Genomic DNA, 21,821 nt, shown 5'->3' with positions numbered 1-21,821 from the left:
AAACGCATCGTCAATGTTGACCTTTTCCAAGGAAACCAGACTCTCCTTACGGGCCTTGTCGGAGAGGGAAGTAATCAGCTTGATGATGTCCTGCGGGTCGGAAGACTTGAACATGAGCGTCTTCATGCCGACCTTGAAGGCATTGATGACCACGCCCATTGGAAACATCACGAAGGTAACGGCGAATGTGCCGCCGATAACGACGACGATGGAGGGAACATCAAGAAATCCCGCCGCGTTGCCACCCATAAAAATCGTGGTGAAGACAAGACCAAAGGCACCGGCCAGACCGATAAGAGTTGCGATATCCATATGCTATTTCTTCATTTTCCCGGTTGAAGCGCCATACTTCACTTCACCGTTATCGTAGTAGAAAAAAACGTCTTCCAAAAAATCATCCACTCTGTAATAAGCCGAGCCGATACAGATCTCCACGCCCGGCCTGACAACGCCGGGCACCAGAACCCGGCAATCATCCAGCCGTTCGGTGGCATAGATGCCGTCCCACAGCTCCACCTTCATATCCTTGAGCAATTCCAACTCACTGCGGGCAGACTCCAACCGAGGCTCGTACTCGGCCCGAAATTCCTCGCCCCTGTTCAACGCCTTCTCGAAAAAGGCGATGTCCTCATGCAGAACCTTGATTCTTTGATTGTAACGCTGGTCGGCATACAACAGCGTAGGCTGGTATCCCAGGATCAGAGACGTATCCGTGTCCATGCCGCCGCCGAGCTGCCCGCCCACGTAAATGTACTTGTAGGCACAGATACTCCCGCCGGTAAGCCGTCCGCCCACCGCCAGCCGTTTTCCAGCGTAGGCGTCGCTGTGCATCAACGCCCCCTTGACGAGTATGTCGCCGCCCGCGAGCAACGTGGCATATTCGCAAAAAGCAAGCCGCATATCCTTGGTGGCCCGGAGTATGGCTTCCTTGCCGCCCTTGACGCCACCTCGGCAGTCCAAATTCCCGCGAGCCGTGACAGCGGCGCCTTCGATCTGGGCATTGACCCGAACATCGTCCGCCGCCTCAACGGAAAATCCTGTCCGGACAGCTCCTTCCACCACCACGCTGCCCACGAAATCGACATTGCCGGTGTGGTAGTCGATATCGGAGTGAACTGTCAGCGGATTGCGAACGAGAATCCGACCTTCCTTGTAGCAGACATATCCGTCCACGGCGGCGAAGAGCTTGTCCGGCGACTCACGCCGTATGCCCGTGCCCCTTCCCGCCGGAAACGCCTTTTCCTCAAACACGAACCGCTCGTCGAGTTCTTCTCCCGCCTCCTCCAATGGAAGCCATTCGGCGATAAGATCCCCGGCGGACACGTTCTTGACGAACTGACGCTCATGATGATCCACACTCCCATCCGCCTGCTCCTCCGGCTTTAGCTTGGCCGGGTCCCAGTCCGGATCGAAGTAGTGCTTCAAAAAAAACGGCATTGCCCCTCTGCGGGGTTAAAGGAAAAACCAAATACGACCCGATGCTCGAATGACCTCGAAAGCCCCAAGCAAAACGGCATGTTACAAGCCGATTAAAAAACAGTGAGATCGTATTTGATTATCTACTTAGCGTCAATAACTAACACTATTTCTACCCCGCAAGTAAATTACGGGATGAATTCCTCCGGCGCTCTAAAGATTCCGAACATTACGCCGATATTAAACGTAAGAGGCAACCCAGGTAGGGATGATTCGTGCAAGACCAGGGAGGGAAACCATGAATATCCCCGTTATGAATATCGACATAAAGCAAGATTCGCGCTCGGAGAACGTCGTTCCGGGCCGAGCCGGGCCAAAGCAGAATGCTCCGGACGGCTCAATTCCGCGCAATGACACGGTCATGGCGCAGAGCAAGGCGCAGGCGGACAGACAATCGGAAAATCCAACCCGCGAGGAGCTGGACACCCTGATCGCCGAGGCCGAGGAACATTTGAAGGCGAACAACGTCAAACTCAAGTTCAACGTCTTGGAAAACAACGACACGATCCAAGTCGAGGTGGTTGATTCCGATGGAAAAACCATCCGCAAGATTCCGGACGACGAATTGATTAAGCTGACAAAGTCGCTGAAGGACCTGGGACAGGGGTTCCTGGACCGGATGTCCTAGCCGATTCCCGCACAGCCATAATTCCGCTTCCCGGTCAACCGGCCGGGGGCGTTTCGTACATCGGTCTTTTTCCGTAAGCTTGCCAACGCACCGGGGCTTGGGCATAGAGGAAGTACACACAGCCCAACGACGGAGGCCCCATGTCGGACATCAGCATTTCCACGGACACGGTACAGGGGATGGCTTGGGACAACCAGAGCCAAGGCCCGGAGTCCATACGGGACCACCATGACGAAATGGCCTCGGGCATGGACGCTTCCCAAGCCATTCACAACCGGGAACAGGCCGTTGCGGGCCTTGAGGTCGCTTCCCGCACCGAAGACTATATCGGAACCGGCCCGGACTTCAGTTCCACGGGAACGGACATCGACATCCAACAGGCCGTTCACGCAGCGGCTGCGGACACGGGCATTGGCGCCATCACCGACAAGATCGCCTGACCTGATCCATAGCAAAAGAAAGGCCCCGACCATTGCGGTCGGGGCCTTTTTTTATCGCGATTCAAGCAGTTGCTACCACTGCTTCTTGCGCTGCATCTCCAGGGCCGCTTCCTGCTCTTCGAAGGAGGCGAAACCGGCATGGTGCAGGGCGTCTTCGACAGTATTGCTCCAATCCCAGCTGGCGTAGATGACCGGCTTGTGGAAGGTGGAACGGAACTGCTCCATTTCCTGGCGGTAGAACTCTTCCTTCGGAGTCTCCATATGATCGCGGAGCTGTTCGCTGAACCTGTCGAGCTCACCCTCGTACCACTCCATGAAGTCCTCGGGAGACTTGTACTTCTTGAGAATATGGCCGTAGCTGTTCTCCTCAAGAAGGTCCTGCAGTTTGATCATGTGCTGCTTCTTGAGCCACTTGCCGAGATCACGAGTCTTGATGTTCTCGGCCTCGACCGCAGCGATGTCATGCTTGGTCTGGTGATAGGTATCGGGCACAACCGAAGCAGAGACAATGCCCGCAATGGTCACGAGGCCGCGCAGAATGACGCTGTTGGATACGCCCTGGCCGCAGAAGCCGACCTTCTTGCAAACCTTCTGGCCAGCGAAGATGGCGGACAGAATGGCCCAGATAACGGCCGGATCTTCCTCATCGTAGATGTGCTGAAGGCTGGCGTTGTCGCGGTCGGTGGCCAGAACCATCTGGGTCATGTCGTTGGAACCGATAGAGAATCCGTCCACTTCCTTGAGGAATTCCTTGCACAACACGGCGTTGCTCGGGATTTCGGCCATGAGGATGACCTTCAGCCCGTCCTTGCCGGATTCCAGGTTGTGGACCTGCTTGAGGTACCGCTTCATGGAGCGGGCCTCTTCCAGGGTTCGGACGAACGGGAACATGATGGACAAATTGGTGCCGCCGTAGATGCCGCGCGCCAACTTGAAGGCTTCGAGTTCCCAGTCGTGAATGTTGCGGGAAACACCCCTGTAGCCGATCATGGGGTTGTCTTCATGAGCTTCGAACAGGGAGCCGCCGAGCAGATTGCGGTACTCGTTGGACTTGAAGTCGGTGGTCCGGTAGACGATGTTGCTGCCGTAAAAGGCCATGGCGAACAGGGCCAAGCCCTGGGCCAGGGTCTGGATGTAGTTCTCCTTGCCGGTGGTGTATCCACGAGATTCCAACAGCTTGCGGATACGGTCGGGCAGGGTCGCCACCTCGTCCATCTCGGACTTCAGGCCCATCTTGAGGGCTACTTCCTCGCGCAGACGGATGATCTTGTCAATGTAGGCAACGAAATCCGGATCATCCTTGAGGCGATCCACATATTCGGCCACAGTCTTCTCATGCTGCTGGCGGATTTTCCACGCCTCGGTGCGAACCGTCGGAGTGGGCTCGAGCATGTCGTGGTAGCCGAGAACGACGGCCACGTGGGCCTCGGGGTCGATGGAGGTCTTGAGAACGTCCAGCCGTTCAGTGGCGTGAGAAATATGCTCGTCGAGCTTGTGGTCCATTTCGCGGAGGCGGCGGTGCATGGCAAGCACCTCGTCAGTGCTCCGGGCACCCTCCTGCTCGGCCAGGGACTCCATGCGATGGGTCAGGCCGGTAATCAAACCGACGTATTCGCGCAACTTGAGCGGCATGGTAATCAGACCGGAATCGAGTTGCTCCTTCATGACCTTGGTCAGATGATGGTCCATTTCCTGGAGCTTCTCTTCCACCAGATCATTCAGGGTGTCCTTGTCATAGGCTTCCAGGGCCATGGGATGGACCCCGATGTTGCCGAGCATGAACTCGGCGCGCAGGAGGCCGATCTCGAAATCGGGCACCCGGCGCAGGCGGGACAGGAACAGGGCCTGGCCCACGTCGGCCAGAATCAGGCCGACCTTGGTCTTGGTGGCAGGCAGTTCGCCAACGTTGATCTCGCCGCCCACTTCGACCAGGGGCAGTTCGCCCCGGTAGACCTTGCCGCGGGAACCGTCAACGGTGACCTGCTGTCCTTCCAGGGAACGCAGGGCTTCGAGACGCTGAATACCGATAATGGCCGGGATGCCCAGCTCGCGCGAGGTAATGGCCGCGTGGCTGGTGTCGCCGCCCACGTCGGCCAGAATGGCAGAAGCTATGCGCATACCGGGAACCATGTCCGGATCGGTACGATCTGCGGCCAGAATGTCGCCCTTATTGATCTTGTTCAGTTCCAAGGCGGAGCGAAGGTACTTGACGGTACCCTGGCCGGCGCCGCGGGAAGCGCCGTTGCCTTCGAGAATGACTTCGGCCGAATCAATGGCCTTCTTGTCCACTTCGAGACGGCGCATGAAAATGGTGTTGGGATGCTGCTCGAAATCTTCGTTCCAGCGGGTCTCGGGACGAGCCTGCACGAACCAGAGCCTATCGGTCTTGTCGATGCAGAACTCGGTATCCATAATCATGCCGCCGTAAGCCTTGGAAATGTTGCGCACTCCCTCGGCCACGGTCTCGGCCTGAGCGATGGACAACGCCCAACGGAAGACCTCGTTGTCGGGGACCTTGACCACATGGGTGCCGCTGCCGTCTTCTTTGTAGACGATCTTGCGTTCCTTGCAGCCCATGTAGCGAATGACCACCTCGCGGCCGCCCTCGCGCTGGAAGACATAGAACTTGTCGGGGGTGACCATGCCGCCGACCACAGCCTCGCCCAGGCCATAGCTGGCGTCGATGGAGACCAGGTCGTTGCGGTCCGTGCCCCGGCAGCCGGTGGCCGTATCCGCGCTGAACGCCGTGCCGGAAATAACCGGGTTAATCATCCGCATGATGCACACGGACAGGGAGGTGTGCTCGATGGCCCACTCCTTCTTGGCGCTTTCGGCGATGGAATCGTCGCCGGTCTTCTCGGCCTTGGTGATGGCATCGAGAATAGCCTCGCGGCGATAGGTCATGGAACGCAGGTTGTAGGCCGAAGCGCAATCCCAATGGTACGCCTCAAGGCACTCCTCCGCACCCACTATATTAAGGTATGTGTCCTGAAGACCGGCGAAAGCCTTCTTGCGGCTGTCCTCACCCGCCGCAGAGGAACGCACGGCCACGGGGACATCGTCCAGTCCGGCTTCCTTGCAGATGAACTTATAGGCGGCCTTGACTTCCTTGCCGACCTCCTCGGGCATCTCAACGGACAGGATTGCCGACTGAACCAAAACCGAACGCATACGCAGTTGGTCGATACCTTCGGGAGAAGTGGCGAAGCCCTCGACCACATTGTTAATGAATGTGCGCAGACGAATCAAAGTGCCGGACTGCTTCTTGGACTCCTCGCGAATCCGCTTGCCTACCTGGCGAACGAACTGCTGAAGATAATCGGAATCCTCGTTGACCGCGTCGGAGTACCAGTCGATCTTGTTGTATTCCTTATCCACAGTCGAACGGACAACGGCGGCGTTAACCTTGGTCTCGTCGAGAAGGATGTGGAAGGCGTTCGAAGAGATGGCCCGGAATTCCGGAGCCCGAATGCCGGGCACCTGGCTAATGATGGCCGTGTTGTAGTTTTTGCCGCCGACCAGCAGTTCGGCGTCCTCGCCGATCTTCTTGATCTCGGCACCATTAAGGACGAGCTTCTGTTTGAGGCTCTCCACTTTGGTATCGGCCTTTTTAGCTTTGGCCGCCGGTGCGTTTTCCGTTGCGTCATTCTTGGCTTTGGCCATCTCTTCCTCCTGGTATTACCGTGCGGATCGGACAGAATCTCAACCAGTTCCATCCCCCCAAGCTCACGGCGCTCTCATTTTTGAATCATCAAAAAAGAACAATCAAAACCTGAGTTTCGAATTCCCGCTTACGGGTTATCATCGACTTCGTCAACGAAACAATTGGCCCAACCATTAGACCAATCATTCCATTAAAAGAGTCATATATCTGTCACAATCCGCTGATTCGAGAATTATCCTTTCCCCAAAAAACAAAGGCCGACACGCCATTGCGACGCGTCGGCCCTTATATTCACCAGTTGTCCGCTCCGCAGTACGGAGGATGGACAATTCAGACCAATTTAACGGCCCTGATTATTTTTTTACAATTTCTGACCGCAGTTGGGACAGAAGTTGTAATCCTCCATGGGAACGTCGACCTTGCAGGTGGGACAGGTGCCCGCCTCGGGTCCGAGTTCCACGAGAAGCTCCCCTTCCACCACCGGAACCATCTTCTTGTCCTCGGTGTAATTGGCGGATTTGATGACCCGACGGACCATGCCCGCCACAGGAGCCAGGACGGCCTTCTCCTGCTTCATGATGGAGATGTTGAGCAGTTCCTCGCCCGCCTTGACGCGATCGCCGGGGCGGACATGGGTGACCCACAGGTCGCCGTTGCTGGGCGAACCCACCTGGAATACGTTGGACGGGTCCGCCATCTCGATGGCGTCCTTGCCCCCAACCTCAGCCTCGGCCACCTTGACCTGATGGCTCATGATCTCGGAGTCGAGCACGTAACGGACCACGGTCATACCGTTCTCATCCGGCTCGGAGATATCCAGGATGCGCATGACGTGCGGCTTCTTGCAATTGCCCTGGAACTCCAGGACCTCGCCCTTCTCCAGTCCCTCGAACCAGACATCCACGGGAAGGTTGTTGACGTTGCCGAACTTCTCGCAGAAGTCGACGGTCTTGATGGCATCGCCCGGATGATTGAGATACATGATGAACTCTTCCTCGGTGGGCTGGCGATGCAGCCGGGAACGCAACGCCTTTTTCTCAGCCGCAAGGTCCACATCCTGAAGAGTGGTCAGCGGCGAAGCCTCGGTGCGTTCCTTGACGGCCGTTTCCCAACCGGAACCGAAGGCGGACTGATAAACCCAGTCGGCCGGGAAGCCGAGGGGCAGCTTGCCGAACTTGCCGAGCAGCAGATTGCGGAAAGCGTCATTGGAATCGCGGTACAGATCGAGACGCGCTTCGCGTTCGAGATCGGTCAGTTCCTCCTCGCCGCACAGGGTGACGATGTCCAGGATGTTCAGCAACCGCCGCACTTCCCGCTCGCCGCCGCGCTTGAACGCGCCGGTCACGGCAAGGAACGCGGTGTTCCAGGTAATCTGGGAACCTGGCGTGACGTCATGGTAACGCACCACCTTGCGGGTGCCTTCCAGGAACTTGAGCATGTAGGGCAACAGCTTGATGTAGCCCTGCTTGAGCGCGCCCTCCTGGGAGGAGGAAGTCGCGCCGCCCGGCATTCCGTGACGGACCACGTCATGGTCGATCCCCTGGAAGTACGGAGCTGTGTAGCGGTCGTAGTACGGCATGATCTGCTTGAGCCGGAAATTGGTGGCCCGGATCATGTCCTTGTCGAGGTGGGTTTTCAGGCCCATCTCATCCTCGATGTACGCCGCCGTGGACAGGACTTCGCCCTGGCCGTACCAGCGGACACTCGCGCCGATGGCGACGTCCACGATGTGCGCTCCGGCCTTGGCGGCCGCGCCCATGGTCGGGACGAACAGACCATCGGTGTAATGGCGGTGGCTGTGGATGACCAGCTCGGGATATTTCTTGGCAATGGAAGTAATAAGCTCGCGCATGAACCGGGGCGGGCAAACGCCGCCCATGTCCTTGAGGCCGAGAATAATCATCTTCTCCGCCTGCTTCCTGGTGACGCCCGCAGCCTCGGAGCACATGCGGAGGATCTCGTCGGTCACGGTCAGGTAGCGTTCCACGTCGAAGCCCTTGGCCCAGGACAGGGAAATGGCGGGCTCGAAGATGTTACGCTTCGAAGCCATGGCGACTTCGGCAAATGGCCGCATGTTGTCGACATGATTGAGGAAGTCGAAACAGCGGATGATTTCGTAATGCTCGTTTATCATCTCGCCGGTCAGCCGCATGACATTCTTGGGCTGCGGCTTGTAGCCAAGGATGTTGGTGGACCGAATGAGAATCTGTTTAAGGGTATTGGGCGCGAACTTGTTCCACTCGGCCGCCTCGGTGAACGGATAGGTCATGTTGGCAAGCATGGCCACGTGGAAGTGCGCGCCGCCGCCATTCTCCAGGGAGAAGAAACCGCATTGATCGAGCGAGGGTCCGATGATGCGATCCTCGGCCAGACGGAATCTGTTGCCGCTGTTGGACTGCGTGATGTCGCGGGTCGTGGTGTCCGTCATGTGGATGATCCCGGCCTCGCGGTCGGTGCGCAGGGTATCCAGAATGGCTTCGCGGCCCATCTTGCGCGAGAAGCGCGGCTCGAACCAGGAGGAAACCTCGGGCGGCTCGGCCAGATGAAAACGGCCTACCCGTCTGTCCTCGCGTCCCCGGTATTCGCCGAGCTGGACATATTTGTTGTGGCCAAGAGCGGAAATCTCGGCCACCAGCTTCGTCAAGCGCAGGGAATCCGGCTCACGATCGGAATAATTCATCAACTCGGCGTAATTCTGGCGGACAAAATTGGTATCGTAATCCGCTTCGACGAACTTCTTGTGGTCGATGATCTTGCGATGGAAGGGAATGGTCGTCTTCACACCGCCGATCATGTATTCGCGCAAGGCTCGATTCATCAGAGCCACGACCTTCTTCCAGGTGTTGCCGTAAGCGATGAGCAGCGAGGCCGCCGAGTCGTAGTTGGACGGGAAGCGATAGCCGTCGCCCACGCAGGAATCGATGCGGATGCCCTGGCCGCCGGGGGACACGTATCGGGTAATACGCCCGGAGTTGGGCTCGAAATGCTTTTGCGGGTCCTCGCAGTTGATGCGGCACTGCATGGCCCACTGGAACGGTTTCGTATGTTCCTCGCTCAGGCGCAGCTTGGCGCCGAAGGCGATGGCGATCTGCTCCTCGACCAGGTCGATGCCGTAGCGGCACTCGGTGATGCCGTGCTCCACCTGAAGCCGGGTGTTGACCTCGATGAGGTACGGCACCCCTTCGCTGTCCACCAGGAACTCGACGGTGGCCAGGGAATAATAGCCTACGGCCGAAACGAGTCGACGGGCATATTCCTTGAGCTGCGCACGCAACTCGGGGGTGAACTTGGGCCAGGGAGACGGCGTGATCTCGATGAGTTTCTGGTGATTGCGCTGAACCGTACAGTCACGTTCATCCAGACAGAAAACATTGCCGTACTTGTCGGCGATGACCTGAATTTCGATGTGGCGGATCGAGGTCAACAGCTTTTCAACGTAGAGACGCGGGTTGCCGAAAGACGCCTGGGCCAGGGCCGAAGCCTTGGAGAAGGCGTTTTCGAGATCCTCCTCCTGGTAGACCTCGTAGATGCCGCGGCCACCACCGCCGCCTTCGGCCTTGAGCATCACCGGGAAACCGATCTCCTGGGCGATCTTGCGCGCCTCGGGGATGGATACGGCCCCTTCGGAACCGGGCACCACGGGCACGCCCTGTTCGATGGCCAGTTTACGCACGGCGACCTTGTTGCCGAGGATGCGCATGGGCTCCTGCTCAGGGCCAATGAAAATGATCCCTTCCTTGGCGCAACGGGCCGGGAAGGAGTCGTCCTCGGAACAGAATCCCCAACCGGGATGAATGGCGACCACGTTGTTCGCCTTGGCCTCACGAATAATCCTGTCCTGGTCAAGATACGCACGGGGATCGGAGCCGAGCATCAGGAGTTCGTTGGCCCCGGAGGATGCCGGAGAGGTTTTATCAACGTCGGTGGCGGTCATTATCGCCTTGGCGTTGAACATTTCGGTTATGGAACGGCAGATGCGCCTTGCCGGGATGCCCCGGTTGGCCACCAGTATCCGCTTCCCCTTGACCTCTTCGAGTACCTGTTCAAAGGACTTCGGCTGCATGAATCTCACTGGTCTCCTAGACAGAAATGACTGATATAAAAACCTGTTGGCCCGTCCCGCCCCATGCGGGACTTAAAGAGGAGAAATCGACCCTGAATACAGCACCGATTCTTCTCCCCCACGATGTAAAACAAGTCCACCACTCAAGGAGAGGCCTGCCAAGACAGCCTCATAGGAGTTATCGTCTCCTTCCCTGACCAAGATAGTTCGTCCGAACCAGGCGAGTTTGCTCTCGAACATAGAGATGAATCGAGGGGGTGGAATCTCGTCGAGTATTGCTGCATACACGCTTTTCCCATGGTTTACAAGCCGACTGAGGAGAGATACGGCCCCCCCGGAAAAGAACGGCAGTCGGACTTTTGCGGCCGGAACCGAACGATCTTCGCGCATCCTCGCATCGTCAGGACTATCGGCGAGATTGAGGCCCACGCCGACAATGGACGTGTTATTTCGCTCCTCGATCAGCATCCCGCCAACCTTTCGGCCTCCTTGAAGAATATCGTTTGGCCATTTGATCTGAACATCCGCCCCGAGGTCCGTCAGGACCTCGCTGACCACATGGCCAATGACGAGAGGAAGAAGGTCGGACATGGCGTCTGCCCACATTCCTCCGGCAGGCGACGGCGGAAGAACGATGGAGGCGTGCAAGTTGCCCGGAAGCGACGCCCACGGACGCCGCAACTGGCCGCGTCCCATGGTCTGACGCGCGCAAACCACTGCGCCCCATGGACCGAGCATTCCTTCGGCGACCATCCGGGCCGCCAACTCCATGGTGCTGGAGCAGGACTCGGTCACGATCAGGGTTTCTCCCGTCCCTCCGGGGCTTTTCCGCCAGCCGGGCGGCACCGCATCCAGTTCGGGACAGGACGTCCAGGGCTCAAGAACGCGCAAATCCGCCTGCCACAACGGATGCGTGGCCGCAGTGACGCCATCCTCCGGCTCCATGAGAAAAATTCCTTGTGGAAGCATGAGTTACCTTGTGCTAGACATGGGCAATGAAATTATACTTGGCTGGCGGCGCGGTCCGCGATCTCCTGCTCGGCAGGCCATTGCACGACAGGGATTACCTCGTCATGGACTCCTCCCGCGAGGAATTTCGCAGAGCCTTTCCCAAAGCCCGCGAAGTAGGCCGCACCTTCCCGATTTTCCTGATAAACGGCATCGAGTTTTCCTTCCCGAGGGCGGACTCCCTTGAAGAAGAATTAAAAGCCCGGGACTTGACTGTCAATGCGCAACTGCTCTCCGAGGAAGGTGAACTCATCCTCCATCCCCAGGGATTCGACGACATCAAGCGTCGCATCCTGCGCCCCGCCTCCGAACATTCCATGAAGGAAGACCCCTTGCGCGTCTTCCGCGCAGCCCGGTTCGCCGCCCAATTGCCGGAATTCACCCCACACCCGGAGCTTGTCCGGGCCATGCGCGACGCTAACCGCGAAGGACTTCTTGAAGGCCTTTCGGCTGACCGTATCGGGCCAGAACTGCGCAAGGGACTCGAAAGTCCGAGGCCGGGCAATTTTCTACGTCTCCTGGCCGAGGCGGACTGCCTGCTGCCATGGTTTCCGGAATTCGACATTGCCCGTTCCATCCCGGCGGGTCCTGCCCCGTATCACAACAGCGACGCGCTGACACACACCTGCCGGATCATGGACGATCTGGCCGGTGATCCCATCGCCGTCTGGATGGGCCTATGCCACGACCTGGGCAAGACCCTGACTCCACCGGAACGGCTGCCCCGCCACTACGGGCACGACCTTGCGGGCGCTCCCCTGGCTGAAACAGTCGCCCTGCGGCTTCGAATGTCCAACGAATACAAGACGGCAGGCGTCAAAGCGGCCCGCTGGCACATGATCGCGGCCCGATACGGACAACTGCGCCCGGCAACCCGGGTCGACCTGCTCATGGACCTGCATCTTTCCCGCGTCCTGGCCCCCCTTTTCAAGCTGGTTCAGGCGGACCACGGCGAGGATTACGGCGAGCGCGCCGCCAGGGAATTGGCAATCATCCTTCCCGTCCAACTCGCCCCCGAAGACAGGAATCACGGATCAGCCTCGGGCGAAAAGCTGCGGATGCTTCGCGCCCAGGCCTTGCGGAACGCCTGATCCGCATTGTGGTCATTTTTGACAAATACTCATTACCCGACTAATAATGCGACTGTTTTGACAGGGAACACGATTTTGCCGCCAACCTCCCGTGACACATGGAGAATCCCGCATGAGACTTGTCACCCGATCCGATTTTGACGGCCTTGCCTGCGCCGCTCTCCTCAAACAGCTCGGCATCATTGACGATTATCTTTTCGCCCACCCCAAGGATTTACAGGACGGCCGTGTTGAAGTGACCGGCAACGACGTCCTCGCCAACGTGCCCTACGTCGAAGGCTGCGGACTGTGGTTCGATCATCACACCAGCGAGATGGACCGGCTGGGCCAATTCGATTTCGAGGGTGCGAGCAGCCCTATGCCGAGCTGCGCCCGGGTGGTTTACGAATACTACGGGCCGGACAAATTCCCCGCCTCCTATGCCGAGTTCGTCAAAGCCGTGGACAAAATGGATTCAGCCGATCTGACCATGGACGAAATAACCGATCCTTCAGGCTGGATACTGCTCGGCTTCATCATGGACCCGAGGACCGGGCTGGGACGATACCGAAACTATAACATCAGCAATTACCAGCTTATGCTCGACATGATTGAGCATTGCCGCACCTTGTCAGCGGAAGAAATTCTTGAAATCGACGACGTCAGAGAGCGCGTGGACAGGTATTTCGCGGATCGCGACGATTACATCGCCATGCTCAAAAGCAATGCGAGGACGCACGGCGACGCGGTGCTCGTGGACCTGCGCAATCAGGACCGCCTGTATTGCGGCAACAGGTTCATGATCTATACCCTGTTTCCGGAGTGCAACATCAGCGTCCGCGTCATCTGGGGATTCAAGAAACAGAACGTGGTCATCGCCGTGGGGCATTCCATCCTTAACAGAACAAGCGCGGTGGATGTAGGCGACTTGATGCTCTCCCTGGGCGGCGGAGGACACAGGGCCGTGGGGACCTGCCAGGTCCCGGAACACACGGTCAACGAAACGCTGGCAACCATCCTCGCGCGAATCAACGCGTAATCCGGACGGGACTCATCGCCCGGTGAACACGTCGATGGCCTCGCGAACCTCGTCCTTCCTTTCCGCATAAAGGCGCGAGCAAAACCGCTTGACGGCCGGTTTAACATCCTTGGGTGAAGGCAACTCCTCCACCTCGGGGAACTGATACCCATCGAAATCGATCGGAACGAAACACATATCAGGGTCCTTTTCGCACCCGTCGCCGTACACCACGTCGCCAAGCATCTCCTCACGCTCCATCTGAACGGGGTCCAACCGCTTTACTTCGCGCAACACCGTGGATACGGACCGCTCGTTGTTGGCCTTGTGAATCTTCTCATTGATGATCTCGGCGATCTCCTTGAGACGGCGGTAGTGCATGGTCAGCCGTTTGCGTCCCGACTGATCGGGGTCGTCGTAATGCCGTCCGTGAAGATACTCCCAAATCGCCTCGTGAAGCCCCTGGTAGGCCAAAGTCACGCAGTCGTTGTACCGCCCTCCGCCGGTCAGGGAGAACGGCAGGGACTCGCGAACCAGGATAGGAGCTCCCTCGGCCTGCGGAATGCGCGACGGATCGATGCCGAGTTCGGCGCAAAACGCATCGGCCCCGGCGTCGTCCAGCAGCAGCAACCGTAGGGTCGCGGCCGCCTGAAACATATGTTCGATTACGGGCAGGAACTCCTTGACCATGCTGGAATACGCCTTCAGGGCATTATCCAACTCTTTCCTTCCGCCAAAGAAACTCTCGGCCATGTCCGAAATAACTTCCGTATGCAACTGATCGGCAAAATCACTGAGGTCCGACATATTTCCTCCGATGACGGGCGTTTTTTCACCCTCATAATACATTTTCTCCTCAAATCATGCCATGGTCAATATATTTACATTGATTCAACCGCTTAAACCAACTAAGGTTTCATCGACCCATAAGCCAAGACCAGGAGCCTGTCATGTTACTCAACGAGCACAAAAGCAAACTCCTCTTCGAAAAGGCCCACATCCTCGTGCCGCAGGGTGCGGCCGTCTTCCCCGGGGAAGAGGACGGCTTCTCCACGAACTTCCCCCTGCCCTGGTTCCTCAAGGCCCAGGTACTATCCGGCGGACGCGGCAAGGCCGGAGGCATCCTGCGCATCGACGATCCCGCCGAATTCCCGGACAAGGCCCGAAAATTATTCAACCGTTCCATCAAGGGCGAATTTGTGCCGTTCATTCGCGTGGAGCCGGGCGAAGCCATTGAGCAAGAATTCTACCTCTCCCTCACTGTCTCCCGCGAGCACCGCTGCATCCTGCTCACCACCGGCCGCCAAGGGGGCGTGGAGATCGAAAAGCTTGGTTCGGACAACCTGTTGGTCCAAAGGATCACCCTGCCGGGCGGCCTTGTCCCGCACCAGATCAGGGCCGCTTTTTTCCATCTCGGCCTGGACAGGGAACAGTTCCAGCCTTTCCAGGAGCTTCTGACCACCTTGTTCGGGTGTATGCTCGACAATGGATTGCTCATGGCCGAGATCAATCCCCTGATTATCACCCCGGACAACCGGCTGGTGGCGCTGGACGGCAAGGTGGAGATGGACGACAACTTCGCCGAGCTTAATCCCGGAACCGAGGCGTTTTACCAGCGCGAACACGCCACCAACGAAGAAAACATGGCCCGAGACGCAGGCCTCTCATTCGTCCGGCTCCCCGGCTGGGTCGGGCTGATGGTCAACGGCGCAGGACTGGCGATGGCCACCATGGACCTGCTCAATTTCTCGGGCCTGCCCGCCAGCAACTTCCTCGATCTGGGCGGAGCCGCCGACCAGAAACGCATGGAAACCGCCCTTGAACTGCTCTTCGGCGACGACCAGGTCCAAACCATTTTCATCAATCTCTTCGGCGGGATACTCTCCTGCGAAAAAGTCGCCCTCGCCCTGAAAGGAGCGCTAGGAGGTGAATCCCCGCAAAAACCCATCGTGGTCCGCATGTCCGGCAAGGACGCCGAAGCAGGCTTGCAGGTTCTCCGGAAACTCGATGTGGACAACCTTCACATGGCCGAAGACATGCAGGCGGCCATCGGGATTTTGGACACCATCAGGCCAGCCCAAACTCCGGCCGTGGAATTTCCAGCCCCTCTGGACCTGCCCCTCGGCCCCCGTCCCGCGCCCGCCGACTACTCGTGCGACGCAGTTTTCAACATCGACAAGGGCACTCCCATCCTCGTCCAGGGCATCACCGGACGCGAGGGCAGACTTCACACCCAGCTCATGCTGGAATACGGAGCCAACGTGGTGGCTGGCGTAACTCCATTCAAGGGCGGCGAGGAAGTGCTCGGCGTCCCGGTCTACAACTCCATCGCCGAAGCCGCCCGCGCCGGAAAAATCGGCGCTTCCATCATTTTCGTGCCTCCGCGCATGGCCGCCGACGCCGTGGCCGAAGCCGTCGCCAACGAAATTCCGTGGACCGTGTGCATCACCGAAGGCATCACCCAGCACGACATGCTGGCAGCCTTTACGCGGGCCAAAGGGTCGCCCACCAGAATCGTCGGCCCGAACACGCCGGGCATCATCGTGCCCGGACAGACCAAGATAGGCATCATGCCCACCCGGCCTTTCTCGCCCGGCCCCGTGGCCATTCTCTCCCGCAGCGGCACCTTGACATACGAAGTGGCCGACCGTCTGACCCGGGCTGGTATCGGGCAATCCCTATGCGTAGGCATCGGCGGCGACCCCTTCATCGGAATCAATTTCGTGGATATGTTCGAAATGATACGCAATCACGACGAAACCAAGGTCGTGATCGTCCTTGGTGAAATCGGTGGACAGGCGGAAGAGAATCTGGCTGAATACGTCGTCCGCACGGGATTCGACAAGCCGGTCATCTCCTTCATCGCGGGACAGACCGCACCTGCGGGCAAACGTTTGGGCCACGCCGGGGCCATTCTGGACTCGGGCGGCGGCATCAAGGACAAGCTCGAAACCATGGGCAGAGCCGGATTCGCGGTCTGCCCCAGCCTGGAAGCCGTTGCTAAAACTGCGGCGAGGGCTTTGAAATAAAAGAGGTTTATGTTGAAGGTTTTGTTACTCGACCTGGGCAGAATCATGCGCGGCGGACAACGCCAGGTGTACTATCTGGCACGCGCCCTGAATCGCGCCGAAGGATTTGAGCCCCTGGTCGCGGTGCCCGAGGATTCCCCGTTGATTCCCCTGCTGAAGGCCGACTCCATCCCCTTCGCCGCACTGCCCTCCCACAACGACTACAACCCCATGAACATTTTTCGGGTGCTCGGGATCATAAAATCCTTCAAGCCCGATGTGGTGCATTCCAACGACGCCAAAGGCGCTTCCCTGGCCGCTCTGGCCAAGAAACTGCGCAACACGTTCCGTCTGGTCCACAGCCGACGCGTATCCTACCGCCTCAAGCCGGGCTGGAGCCGGAACAAATACCTCATGGGCGACGTCCTGGTGGCCGTCAGCCGCGAAATTCAGGAAGTTCTGGTAGACTGCGGGGTGCCGGAGGAGAAAACCACCGTCATCCACAGCGGCATCGATCCGACCATGTACACCTCCGAGTCGCGCAGGCACCCTGTCCTGACGCTGGGCGCGGTGGGCGCACTCAGTTCCCAAAAGGGATTCGAAGTCCTCATTGAGGCTCTGGCCCATCTGCGCAAGTCTCCCCACATGCCGAACTGGCAGTGCATGATCGCGGGCGAAGGCCCCATGCAGCAGGACCTGAAACGACAAGCTGAAAAGCTCGGTCTGGCCGACTCGATCCTCTTCCTGGGATACCGCGACAGCCGAGAAGTCCTGCCCGAGATCGATATCCTGACCGTCCCCTCCGTGGACGGCGAAGGGTCCAACGCGGTCATCAAGGAAGGCTGGGCCACCCGAACTCCGGTTATCTCATCGGATCTGCCCTCAAACCTGGAACTCGTCACCCATGAACACGACGGACTGGTTTTCAAAAACCGCGACGCGGCCGATCTGGCGACAAGCATCGTCCGCCTGGTCAACGATCCCGAGTTGAACGAATGGCTGGTCGCCAACGGCGCGGAATCGGTCACCGGGTACACGGACAAGGCCATGGCCGATCGATACATGGCCCTGTACAAAGGGCTTCGAAGCTGACCCGCAACCGGCTGGGCCGATCACGTCTCTATCACAGGAATTACTTGAATTCTCCGTCCAAGATCAGGTGGGAGAAATAGCCGATCACAAAAGCGGCGTAAAACGGCGCAAAGTAACGGGCCAGCCCTTGCTCCTGCATGAAGAAAGGGATGACCACGATGGGCAGCGGCACAAGGAGCATGGCCCACCAGGTGTGGGTCCAGCCGCGGTGGGAGCCCACGGCCGGAAGCATGGAGAAAAGCCCGAACCATGCGGCCCAGACGTAAAGTCCCCTGAGAATCAACCCCAGGTCGACAAGCACGAAGACGGCGTAATAAAGATTTTGCCCCTTGGAGTTGGTGTCCACGTCCGGGAAAAGCGCGCCAAGCAGACAGAAGCCGAGCAACCCGGCGGCCTGGAGCGGATCAAAGGTCATCCAACCAAGAAGGATCACCCCCACCAATCCCATAATGCCGAAAAAAAGCCCTCCGGCAAGATGTCCTCTATAATCAGACATAAATAGATACGACGAGCGGTTAGGCGCAGACGCTGCGCAGAACGAACTCCCGCGCCTCGGCATACAATCCAGGGATGTCATAGGGTGTCAGGAACCGGGTACGAACCGCACCCACGATGACCCCGTAGATCATGAATGCCGTCTGGGGAACCGGCATCTCGCGAATGGAGCCGTCCTCGATCCCCCGTCGCAGTATATCCTCTATGATGTTTATCAAATCCAGGAACTTGGTGGCGATTCTCTCGCGATCCAGATCGGGGTTGTCGTCGCTGAAGGGCGAACACCGGATGATCGTGGGGAACGTCTTCTCATGCTCGGCGGTGAAATCCAGGTAGGCCTTAACGAAAATGCCCATGGCCTCGCAGCCGGAGGCCGTTCCGGCGGTGGCCTGATGCAGAACGGAAACCATGTTGTCGATCAATCCGGCTCCGGCCACCATGAAGAGCTTTTCTTTGGATTCGTAATAATGAAAAACCAGGCCCGAGGCCACTCCGGCTTGCTCGGCGACCATTTTCATGGTCGTTCCCGCATAACCGTAACGAGCGAACAATTCCTGGGCTGCCAGCAGGATTCCTTCCTTTTTCGTCATTCGGCACTCCCTGTCGCGTCTCTTTTCAAGAAGATGGAAAACATTGATTAGTACGTCAATTCAGTTTGTTCAAGGGCTAATCCAATCCCGCACGGCAAAAAAAAGGGGCGGTGGCCGAAGCCCCCGCCCCTGCGTATACAACTTTTCTTTTTACATGACGTCCGAAGACTGCAATTCCTCGATCTGTTTATCGATCTCCTTTTGCAACCGCTCGGGCAAGCCCATGATATCGGTATTAAGGAAGCCGCGCACGATGGTCGAGGTCGCTTCATCCTCGTCCATGCCGCGGGCCATGAGATACTCGATCTCCTCCTGGGCAATCTTGCCCACCGAGGCTTCGTGGGAAAGCTCCACGCCCTCCACTGTGCCGTCCAGTTCCGGGATGGCCCAGATGCGGCCCCCGCCGAGAATCAAGCCCTGACATTCCAGATGTCCCTTGCTCGGGACGTGATGCGCGGCGATGTGTCCCCGGTTGATGATGGTTCCGCCGGAGGCGATGGTCCTGGCGATGATCTCGCACCGGGTGTTCGGGGCATTCATGATGACACGATTGCCCATGTCCAGATGCGATCCTTCGGTGGCCACCACCACGGAGTTGAAACGGGCCACGGAATCCGGGCCGTTCAGGGTGATTGCGGGGTACATTTGCAAATCCTGGACAGGCTTGAGCAAAACATAGTTGTTCAGGAACTTGCCGCCCTCCTCCACCATGCCCGCCGAACGCGGCCGAACAGCCACGGACTCGGACCAGTTGTGAACCATGGTAAAGGTCAGGGACGCGTTCTTCTTGACGAAGAACTCGGAAATGCCCAGATGCGCGCCGGCCTTGGTGCCATGCGCCACGGAACAGCCGGTGATGATGTGCGCCTCGGCCCCTTCCTCGATTATCACGAGGTTATGAACGTTCTGGCCGACATGCTCGGACTTGAGCATGAGACAGGACTGGATGGGTTCCTTGATCTTGGCCCCGGCCTTGACCCGAATGAAGTAACCGCCGTGGAGGTTGTCGTAGGCGGAACGGGTGAACTCGTCCTTGTCCCTGTCCACCAGGGTCCAGAAATACTCTTTGAGGCCGTCATATTTCTTGAGGGCGTCCTTGATGTCCATGATCTCCACGGCCTCGTTCCTGGACTGGCAATGAACCGCGGACTGGTCCATCTGCAAATAGGAAGCGGAACGGGTGGACAGGTCAGAGACCACGCCGGCCATGAGAAGCTGGTCCTTGTCCGCGTCGGAAAGGGCGTTCAGATCGGTAATGGCCTCCTGCTTGAGGCCGTCAAACTTGAAATCCTTCAGATCGACTTTGCTCATATCTATATCTCTCCAATGCCGACGGCTAGTTCATGCAGCGGACGCATTCCTGGTAGCCATGCTGCCGGATGTGGTCCAGAATATCCCTGGGGCGACCTTCACAGCACAGATGGCCATGATAGAGGACCTGGCCCCGGTCGGCGTTCACGTAGTCGAGAATGTACCCGGTATGGGTGATGATAAGTCCGGCGGTCGTGACCTTCTCCTTGCGCTCCTTGAGGCTCAGGTCGGGGGCCACGCTGAACTTGCCGTCCAGCACGTCGCGGGCGACCTGCCCCACCAACTGCATATTCTCCATGTCCACGCCGGATTCGGGCTCGTCGAAGAGCACCAGATCGGGCTGCTGGGCCATGAGCTGGAGAAGCTCTGAACGCTTGATCTCGCCGCCGGAAAAGCCCGCATTGATGTCACGATCAAGAAAATCGCCCATGTTGACGATTTCGGCCAGCATGTCAGGGTTGACCGTGCCCTTGCGGGCGCACATCTGCACCAGGTGACGGGTGCGCAGACCATGGATGGTCGGCGGCCGCTGGAAGGACATTCCCATTCCAAGCCGGGCGCGCTCGTACATGGGGGCTTCGGTAATATCGTGCCCCTTGAAAATAATCTTGCCCTTGGTCACCTCGTAGCCGGTAAATCCCATCAAGGTCATGAGCAGGGACGTTTTGCCCGATCCGTTGGGCCCGAACAGTATGAAAGTTTCCCCGTCGTTTATCTGGAGATTGATCCCTCGCAGGACCTCTTTATCGCCGATGTTGACATGCAGGTCTTCAATGGTCAGCATGTGATTCCTCGCTTTGATGATGTGCAACAGGCTCATTACTCAAGCACGTCGCGGAAGTCCAGCGATTGCTTCGCCGGACGGCACCAGACACCACCCATAAGGGTTCGGATATACTCGGTTCGACCAAAGGTAAGGTTACATGATGACCAAAAAACGCATGAACAACCTTGGCGATCTCAAGCAGATCAAGTTCAAGAAACAAAAAGACGATGTCTATTCTCTTCCTTACGAGAAAAATGAGCCTCCAAAGGGAAAAGTCAACCCCGATGAAGGTCCTCAGGATGAGGAACTTTTTTTCGCCGCCATGCAGGGCGTGAAGCCCATGGGCGGCGAAAGCGGCCGCCAGGTGCCTCCGGCCACCGCCACTGGCTCAAGAAACGCCGTATCGTCCGAGGACGAGGCTAAAAATGATCTTGACCGTTTCATGCGCGGGGATATCGAGTTCGAGCTCGAATACACCGACGAGTTCATGTACGGGTACGTGCGCGGCCTGGACATCAAGATATTCCAGCAACTCAAGGCTGGTTCCCTCAGCGTAGCCGCCCACCTCGACCTGCACGGCATGACCTCGGATCAGGCTCGGGACTCCCTGCTCTTCTTTATCCGCGAATCCTACCTCCAGGGGTACCGTTGCGTACTCGTGGTCACTGGACGGGGAAAAAACTCTCCCGGAGGCCAGTCCATCCTGCGCACCGAGACCGAAACCTGGCTGACGAAAGAGCCGCTCAGACGCGTGGTCCTGGCCTTCTGCACGGCCCAACCCAAACACGGTGGGGCCGGAGCCATCTATATCCTGCTGCGAAAACAGAAAAAGACCGAAGGCAAGGTTCGCTGGGACACAATGATGAACTGGGGCGACTAGCCTCCCCCGGAGGACGAGATGCGGAACGCATCCATCTACGCCTTCGCAGACTGGATCAAAGGGAACCGCGACAAAACATATAATTGGGAAGCAAGCTGGGAGAAATACACGGTGAATGAATCGGAGTGGCGGGCATTGCTCAAACGGATAGCCAACCAAGCCGAAAGACTCGCAAACGTCATCACCCGCCATGCGACGACGAATCCCGAATCGGCCTGGGGCGCGGCGGGCGCGTTGGCCCACACGGCCTTTCACATGGGAGCCATCCAGATGAAAGCGGATTTGCTGCTCGAAAACACATAAGCCCCCCGT

General features: G+C 58.2%; 18 protein-coding genes (1 of these 18 running past the window's edge). 8 read left to right on the top strand and 10 right to left on the bottom strand.

The features are described from left to right. Together LF599_RS08805 and LF599_RS08800 are read right to left on the bottom strand one after the other, a co-directional pair. Nucleotides 1-312 carry the beginning of a motility protein A gene (locus LF599_RS08805; RefSeq protein ID WP_279523030.1) on the bottom strand. Its footprint begins 441 nt before the window's first position, so the window shows 312 of its 753 coding nt (coding positions 1-312); the start codon lies at nt 310-312; its stop codon lies beyond the left edge, outside the window. Between the two features lie 3 nt (nt 313-315). Beyond that, nucleotides 316-1,437 (bottom strand): DUF342 domain-containing protein, encoded by a 1,122-nt coding sequence (locus tag LF599_RS08800; RefSeq protein WP_279523029.1) that lies wholly within the window; start codon nt 1,435-1,437, stop codon nt 316-318. 277 nt (nt 1,438-1,714) lie between these two features. Here LF599_RS08800 and LF599_RS08795 point away from each other — a divergent pair, with 277 nt between their 5' ends. Further along, nucleotides 1,715-2,104 (top strand): flagellar protein FlaG, encoded by a 390-nt coding sequence (locus LF599_RS08795; RefSeq protein ID WP_269943275.1) that lies wholly within the window; start codon nt 1,715-1,717, stop codon nt 2,102-2,104. A 140-nt stretch (nt 2,105-2,244) separates the two neighbouring features. Beyond that, nucleotides 2,245-2,544, top strand: coding sequence for a hypothetical protein (locus tag LF599_RS08790; RefSeq protein ID WP_269943274.1), 300 nt, complete (start codon nt 2,245-2,247; stop codon nt 2,542-2,544). 72 nt (nt 2,545-2,616) lie between these two features. On the opposite strand, the gene LF599_RS08785 is transcribed toward LF599_RS08790, so the two are convergent. The 3 genes from LF599_RS08785 to LF599_RS08775 all read right to left on the bottom strand — a co-directional run bounded on the left by LF599_RS08785 (nt 2,617) and on the right by LF599_RS08775 (nt 11,216). Beyond that, on the bottom strand, nt 2,617-6,207 hold the full coding sequence (locus tag LF599_RS08785) for a PEP/pyruvate-binding domain-containing protein (protein ID WP_279523028.1): 3,591 nt from the start codon (nt 6,205-6,207) through the stop codon (nt 2,617-2,619). A gap of 362 nt (nt 6,208-6,569) precedes the next feature. Beyond that, entirely contained in the window at nt 6,570-10,271 is a 3,702-nt protein-coding gene (locus LF599_RS08780; RefSeq protein WP_279523027.1) for a pyruvate carboxylase, read from the bottom strand. Between the two features lie 72 nt (nt 10,272-10,343). After that, nucleotides 10,344-11,216, bottom strand: coding sequence for a biotin--[acetyl-CoA-carboxylase] ligase (locus LF599_RS08775; RefSeq protein ID WP_279523026.1), 873 nt, complete (start codon nt 11,214-11,216; stop codon nt 10,344-10,346). 50 nt (nt 11,217-11,266) lie between these two features. On the opposite strand from LF599_RS08775, the gene LF599_RS08770 reads away from it, so the two are divergent. Both LF599_RS08770 and LF599_RS08765 read left to right on the top strand, forming a co-directional pair. Next, nucleotides 11,267-12,370 (top strand): tRNA nucleotidyltransferase, encoded by a 1,104-nt coding sequence (locus LF599_RS08770; protein WP_279523025.1) that lies wholly within the window; start codon nt 11,267-11,269, stop codon nt 12,368-12,370. A 112-nt stretch (nt 12,371-12,482) separates the two neighbouring features. Then, on the top strand, nt 12,483-13,388 hold the full coding sequence (locus LF599_RS08765) for an exopolyphosphatase (RefSeq protein ID WP_279523024.1): 906 nt from the start codon (nt 12,483-12,485) through the stop codon (nt 13,386-13,388). Nucleotides 13,389-13,400: 12 nt separating this feature from the next. Here the strand turns inward: LF599_RS08765 and LF599_RS08760 are convergent, their stop codons facing one another. Beyond that, nucleotides 13,401-14,174: a hypothetical protein gene (locus LF599_RS08760; RefSeq protein WP_279523023.1), complete on the bottom strand. Its 774-nt coding sequence runs from the start codon at nt 14,172-14,174 to the stop codon at nt 13,401-13,403. A 143-nt stretch (nt 14,175-14,317) separates the two neighbouring features. On the opposite strand from LF599_RS08760, the gene sucD reads away from it, so the two are divergent. Both sucD and LF599_RS08750 read left to right on the top strand, forming a co-directional pair. Then, entirely contained in the window at nt 14,318-16,396 is a 2,079-nt protein-coding gene (sucD, locus tag LF599_RS08755) for a succinate--CoA ligase subunit alpha (protein WP_279523022.1), read from the top strand. A 9-nt stretch (nt 16,397-16,405) separates the two neighbouring features. Further along, nucleotides 16,406-17,467 (top strand): glycosyltransferase family 4 protein, encoded by a 1,062-nt coding sequence (locus tag LF599_RS08750; protein ID WP_279523021.1) that lies wholly within the window; start codon nt 16,406-16,408, stop codon nt 17,465-17,467. A gap of 40 nt (nt 17,468-17,507) precedes the next feature. On the opposite strand, the gene LF599_RS08745 is transcribed toward LF599_RS08750, so the two are convergent. The 4 genes from LF599_RS08745 to LF599_RS08730 all read right to left on the bottom strand — a co-directional run bounded on the left by LF599_RS08745 (nt 17,508) and on the right by LF599_RS08730 (nt 20,647). Further along, nucleotides 17,508-17,963, bottom strand: a complete 456-nt coding sequence (locus tag LF599_RS08745; protein ID WP_279523020.1) for a metal-dependent hydrolase — start codon at nt 17,961-17,963, stop codon at nt 17,508-17,510. Between the two features lie 19 nt (nt 17,964-17,982). Continuing rightward, nucleotides 17,983-18,552 (bottom strand): TetR/AcrR family transcriptional regulator, encoded by a 570-nt coding sequence (locus LF599_RS08740; RefSeq protein WP_279523019.1) that lies wholly within the window; start codon nt 18,550-18,552, stop codon nt 17,983-17,985. 150 nt (nt 18,553-18,702) lie between these two features. Beyond that, the gene (locus LF599_RS08735) at nt 18,703-19,863 is read right to left on the bottom strand and encodes a SufB/SufD family protein (RefSeq protein ID WP_269943268.1); all 1,161 of its coding nucleotides are present in this window, start codon (nt 19,861-19,863) and stop codon (nt 18,703-18,705) included. Nucleotides 19,864-19,888: 25 nt separating this feature from the next. Continuing rightward, nucleotides 19,889-20,647, bottom strand: coding sequence for an ABC transporter ATP-binding protein (locus LF599_RS08730; RefSeq protein WP_279523018.1), 759 nt, complete (start codon nt 20,645-20,647; stop codon nt 19,889-19,891). Between the two features lie 139 nt (nt 20,648-20,786). Here LF599_RS08730 and LF599_RS08725 point away from each other — a divergent pair, with 139 nt between their 5' ends. After that, the gene (locus LF599_RS08725) at nt 20,787-21,509 is read left to right on the top strand and encodes a Smr/MutS family protein (RefSeq protein WP_279523017.1); all 723 of its coding nucleotides are present in this window, start codon (nt 20,787-20,789) and stop codon (nt 21,507-21,509) included. Between the two features lie 18 nt (nt 21,510-21,527). Then, nucleotides 21,528-21,812 (top strand): hypothetical protein, encoded by a 285-nt coding sequence (locus LF599_RS08720; RefSeq protein ID WP_269943267.1) that lies wholly within the window; start codon nt 21,528-21,530, stop codon nt 21,810-21,812. Nucleotides 21,813-21,821 lie beyond the last annotated feature (9 nt).

This window comes from Pseudodesulfovibrio thermohalotolerans (assembly GCF_021353295.2).
Classification (GTDB): domain Bacteria; phylum Desulfobacterota; class Desulfovibrionia; order Desulfovibrionales; family Desulfovibrionaceae; genus Pseudodesulfovibrio; species Pseudodesulfovibrio thermohalotolerans.
Note: the sequence above shows the minus strand (reverse complement) of the source record. Positions and strands in the feature narration are given on the sequence as shown.

Bases quoted from the DNA above. Each gene is read 5' to 3' on its own strand.
- LF599_RS08800 (WP_279523029.1), bottom strand. From the start codon at position 1,437: ATGCCGTTTTTTTTGAAGCACTACTTCGATCCGGACTGGGACCCGGCC.
- LF599_RS08795 (WP_269943275.1), top strand. From the start codon at position 1,715: ATGAATATCCCCGTTATGAATATCGACATAAAGCAAGATTCGCGCTCG.
- LF599_RS08790 (WP_269943274.1), top strand. From the start codon at position 2,245: ATGTCGGACATCAGCATTTCCACGGACACGGTACAGGGGATGGCTTGG.
- LF599_RS08785 (WP_279523028.1), bottom strand. From the start codon at position 6,207: ATGGCCAAAGCCAAGAATGACGCAACGGAAAACGCACCGGCGGCCAAA.
- LF599_RS08780 (WP_279523027.1), bottom strand. From the start codon at position 10,271: ATGCAGCCGAAGTCCTTTGAACAGGTACTCGAAGAGGTCAAGGGGAAG.
- LF599_RS08775 (WP_279523026.1), bottom strand. From the start codon at position 11,216: ATGGAGCCGGAGGATGGCGTCACTGCGGCCACGCATCCGTTGTGGCAG.
- LF599_RS08770 (WP_279523025.1), top strand. From the start codon at position 11,267: ATGAAATTATACTTGGCTGGCGGCGCGGTCCGCGATCTCCTGCTCGGC.
- LF599_RS08765 (WP_279523024.1), top strand. From the start codon at position 12,483: ATGAGACTTGTCACCCGATCCGATTTTGACGGCCTTGCCTGCGCCGCT.
- LF599_RS08760 (WP_279523023.1), bottom strand. From the start codon at position 14,174: ATGTCGGACCTCAGTGATTTTGCCGATCAGTTGCATACGGAAGTTATT.
- sucD (WP_279523022.1), top strand. From the start codon at position 14,318: ATGTTACTCAACGAGCACAAAAGCAAACTCCTCTTCGAAAAGGCCCAC.
- LF599_RS08750 (WP_279523021.1), top strand. From the start codon at position 16,406: ATGTTGAAGGTTTTGTTACTCGACCTGGGCAGAATCATGCGCGGCGGA.
- LF599_RS08745 (WP_279523020.1), bottom strand. From the start codon at position 17,963: ATGTCTGATTATAGAGGACATCTTGCCGGAGGGCTTTTTTTCGGCATT.
- LF599_RS08740 (WP_279523019.1), bottom strand. From the start codon at position 18,552: ATGACGAAAAAGGAAGGAATCCTGCTGGCAGCCCAGGAATTGTTCGCT.
- LF599_RS08735 (WP_269943268.1), bottom strand. From the start codon at position 19,863: ATGAGCAAAGTCGATCTGAAGGATTTCAAGTTTGACGGCCTCAAGCAG.
- LF599_RS08730 (WP_279523018.1), bottom strand. From the start codon at position 20,647: ATGCTGACCATTGAAGACCTGCATGTCAACATCGGCGATAAAGAGGTC.
- LF599_RS08725 (WP_279523017.1), top strand. From the start codon at position 20,787: ATGATGACCAAAAAACGCATGAACAACCTTGGCGATCTCAAGCAGATC.
- LF599_RS08720 (WP_269943267.1), top strand. From the start codon at position 21,528: ATGCGGAACGCATCCATCTACGCCTTCGCAGACTGGATCAAAGGGAAC.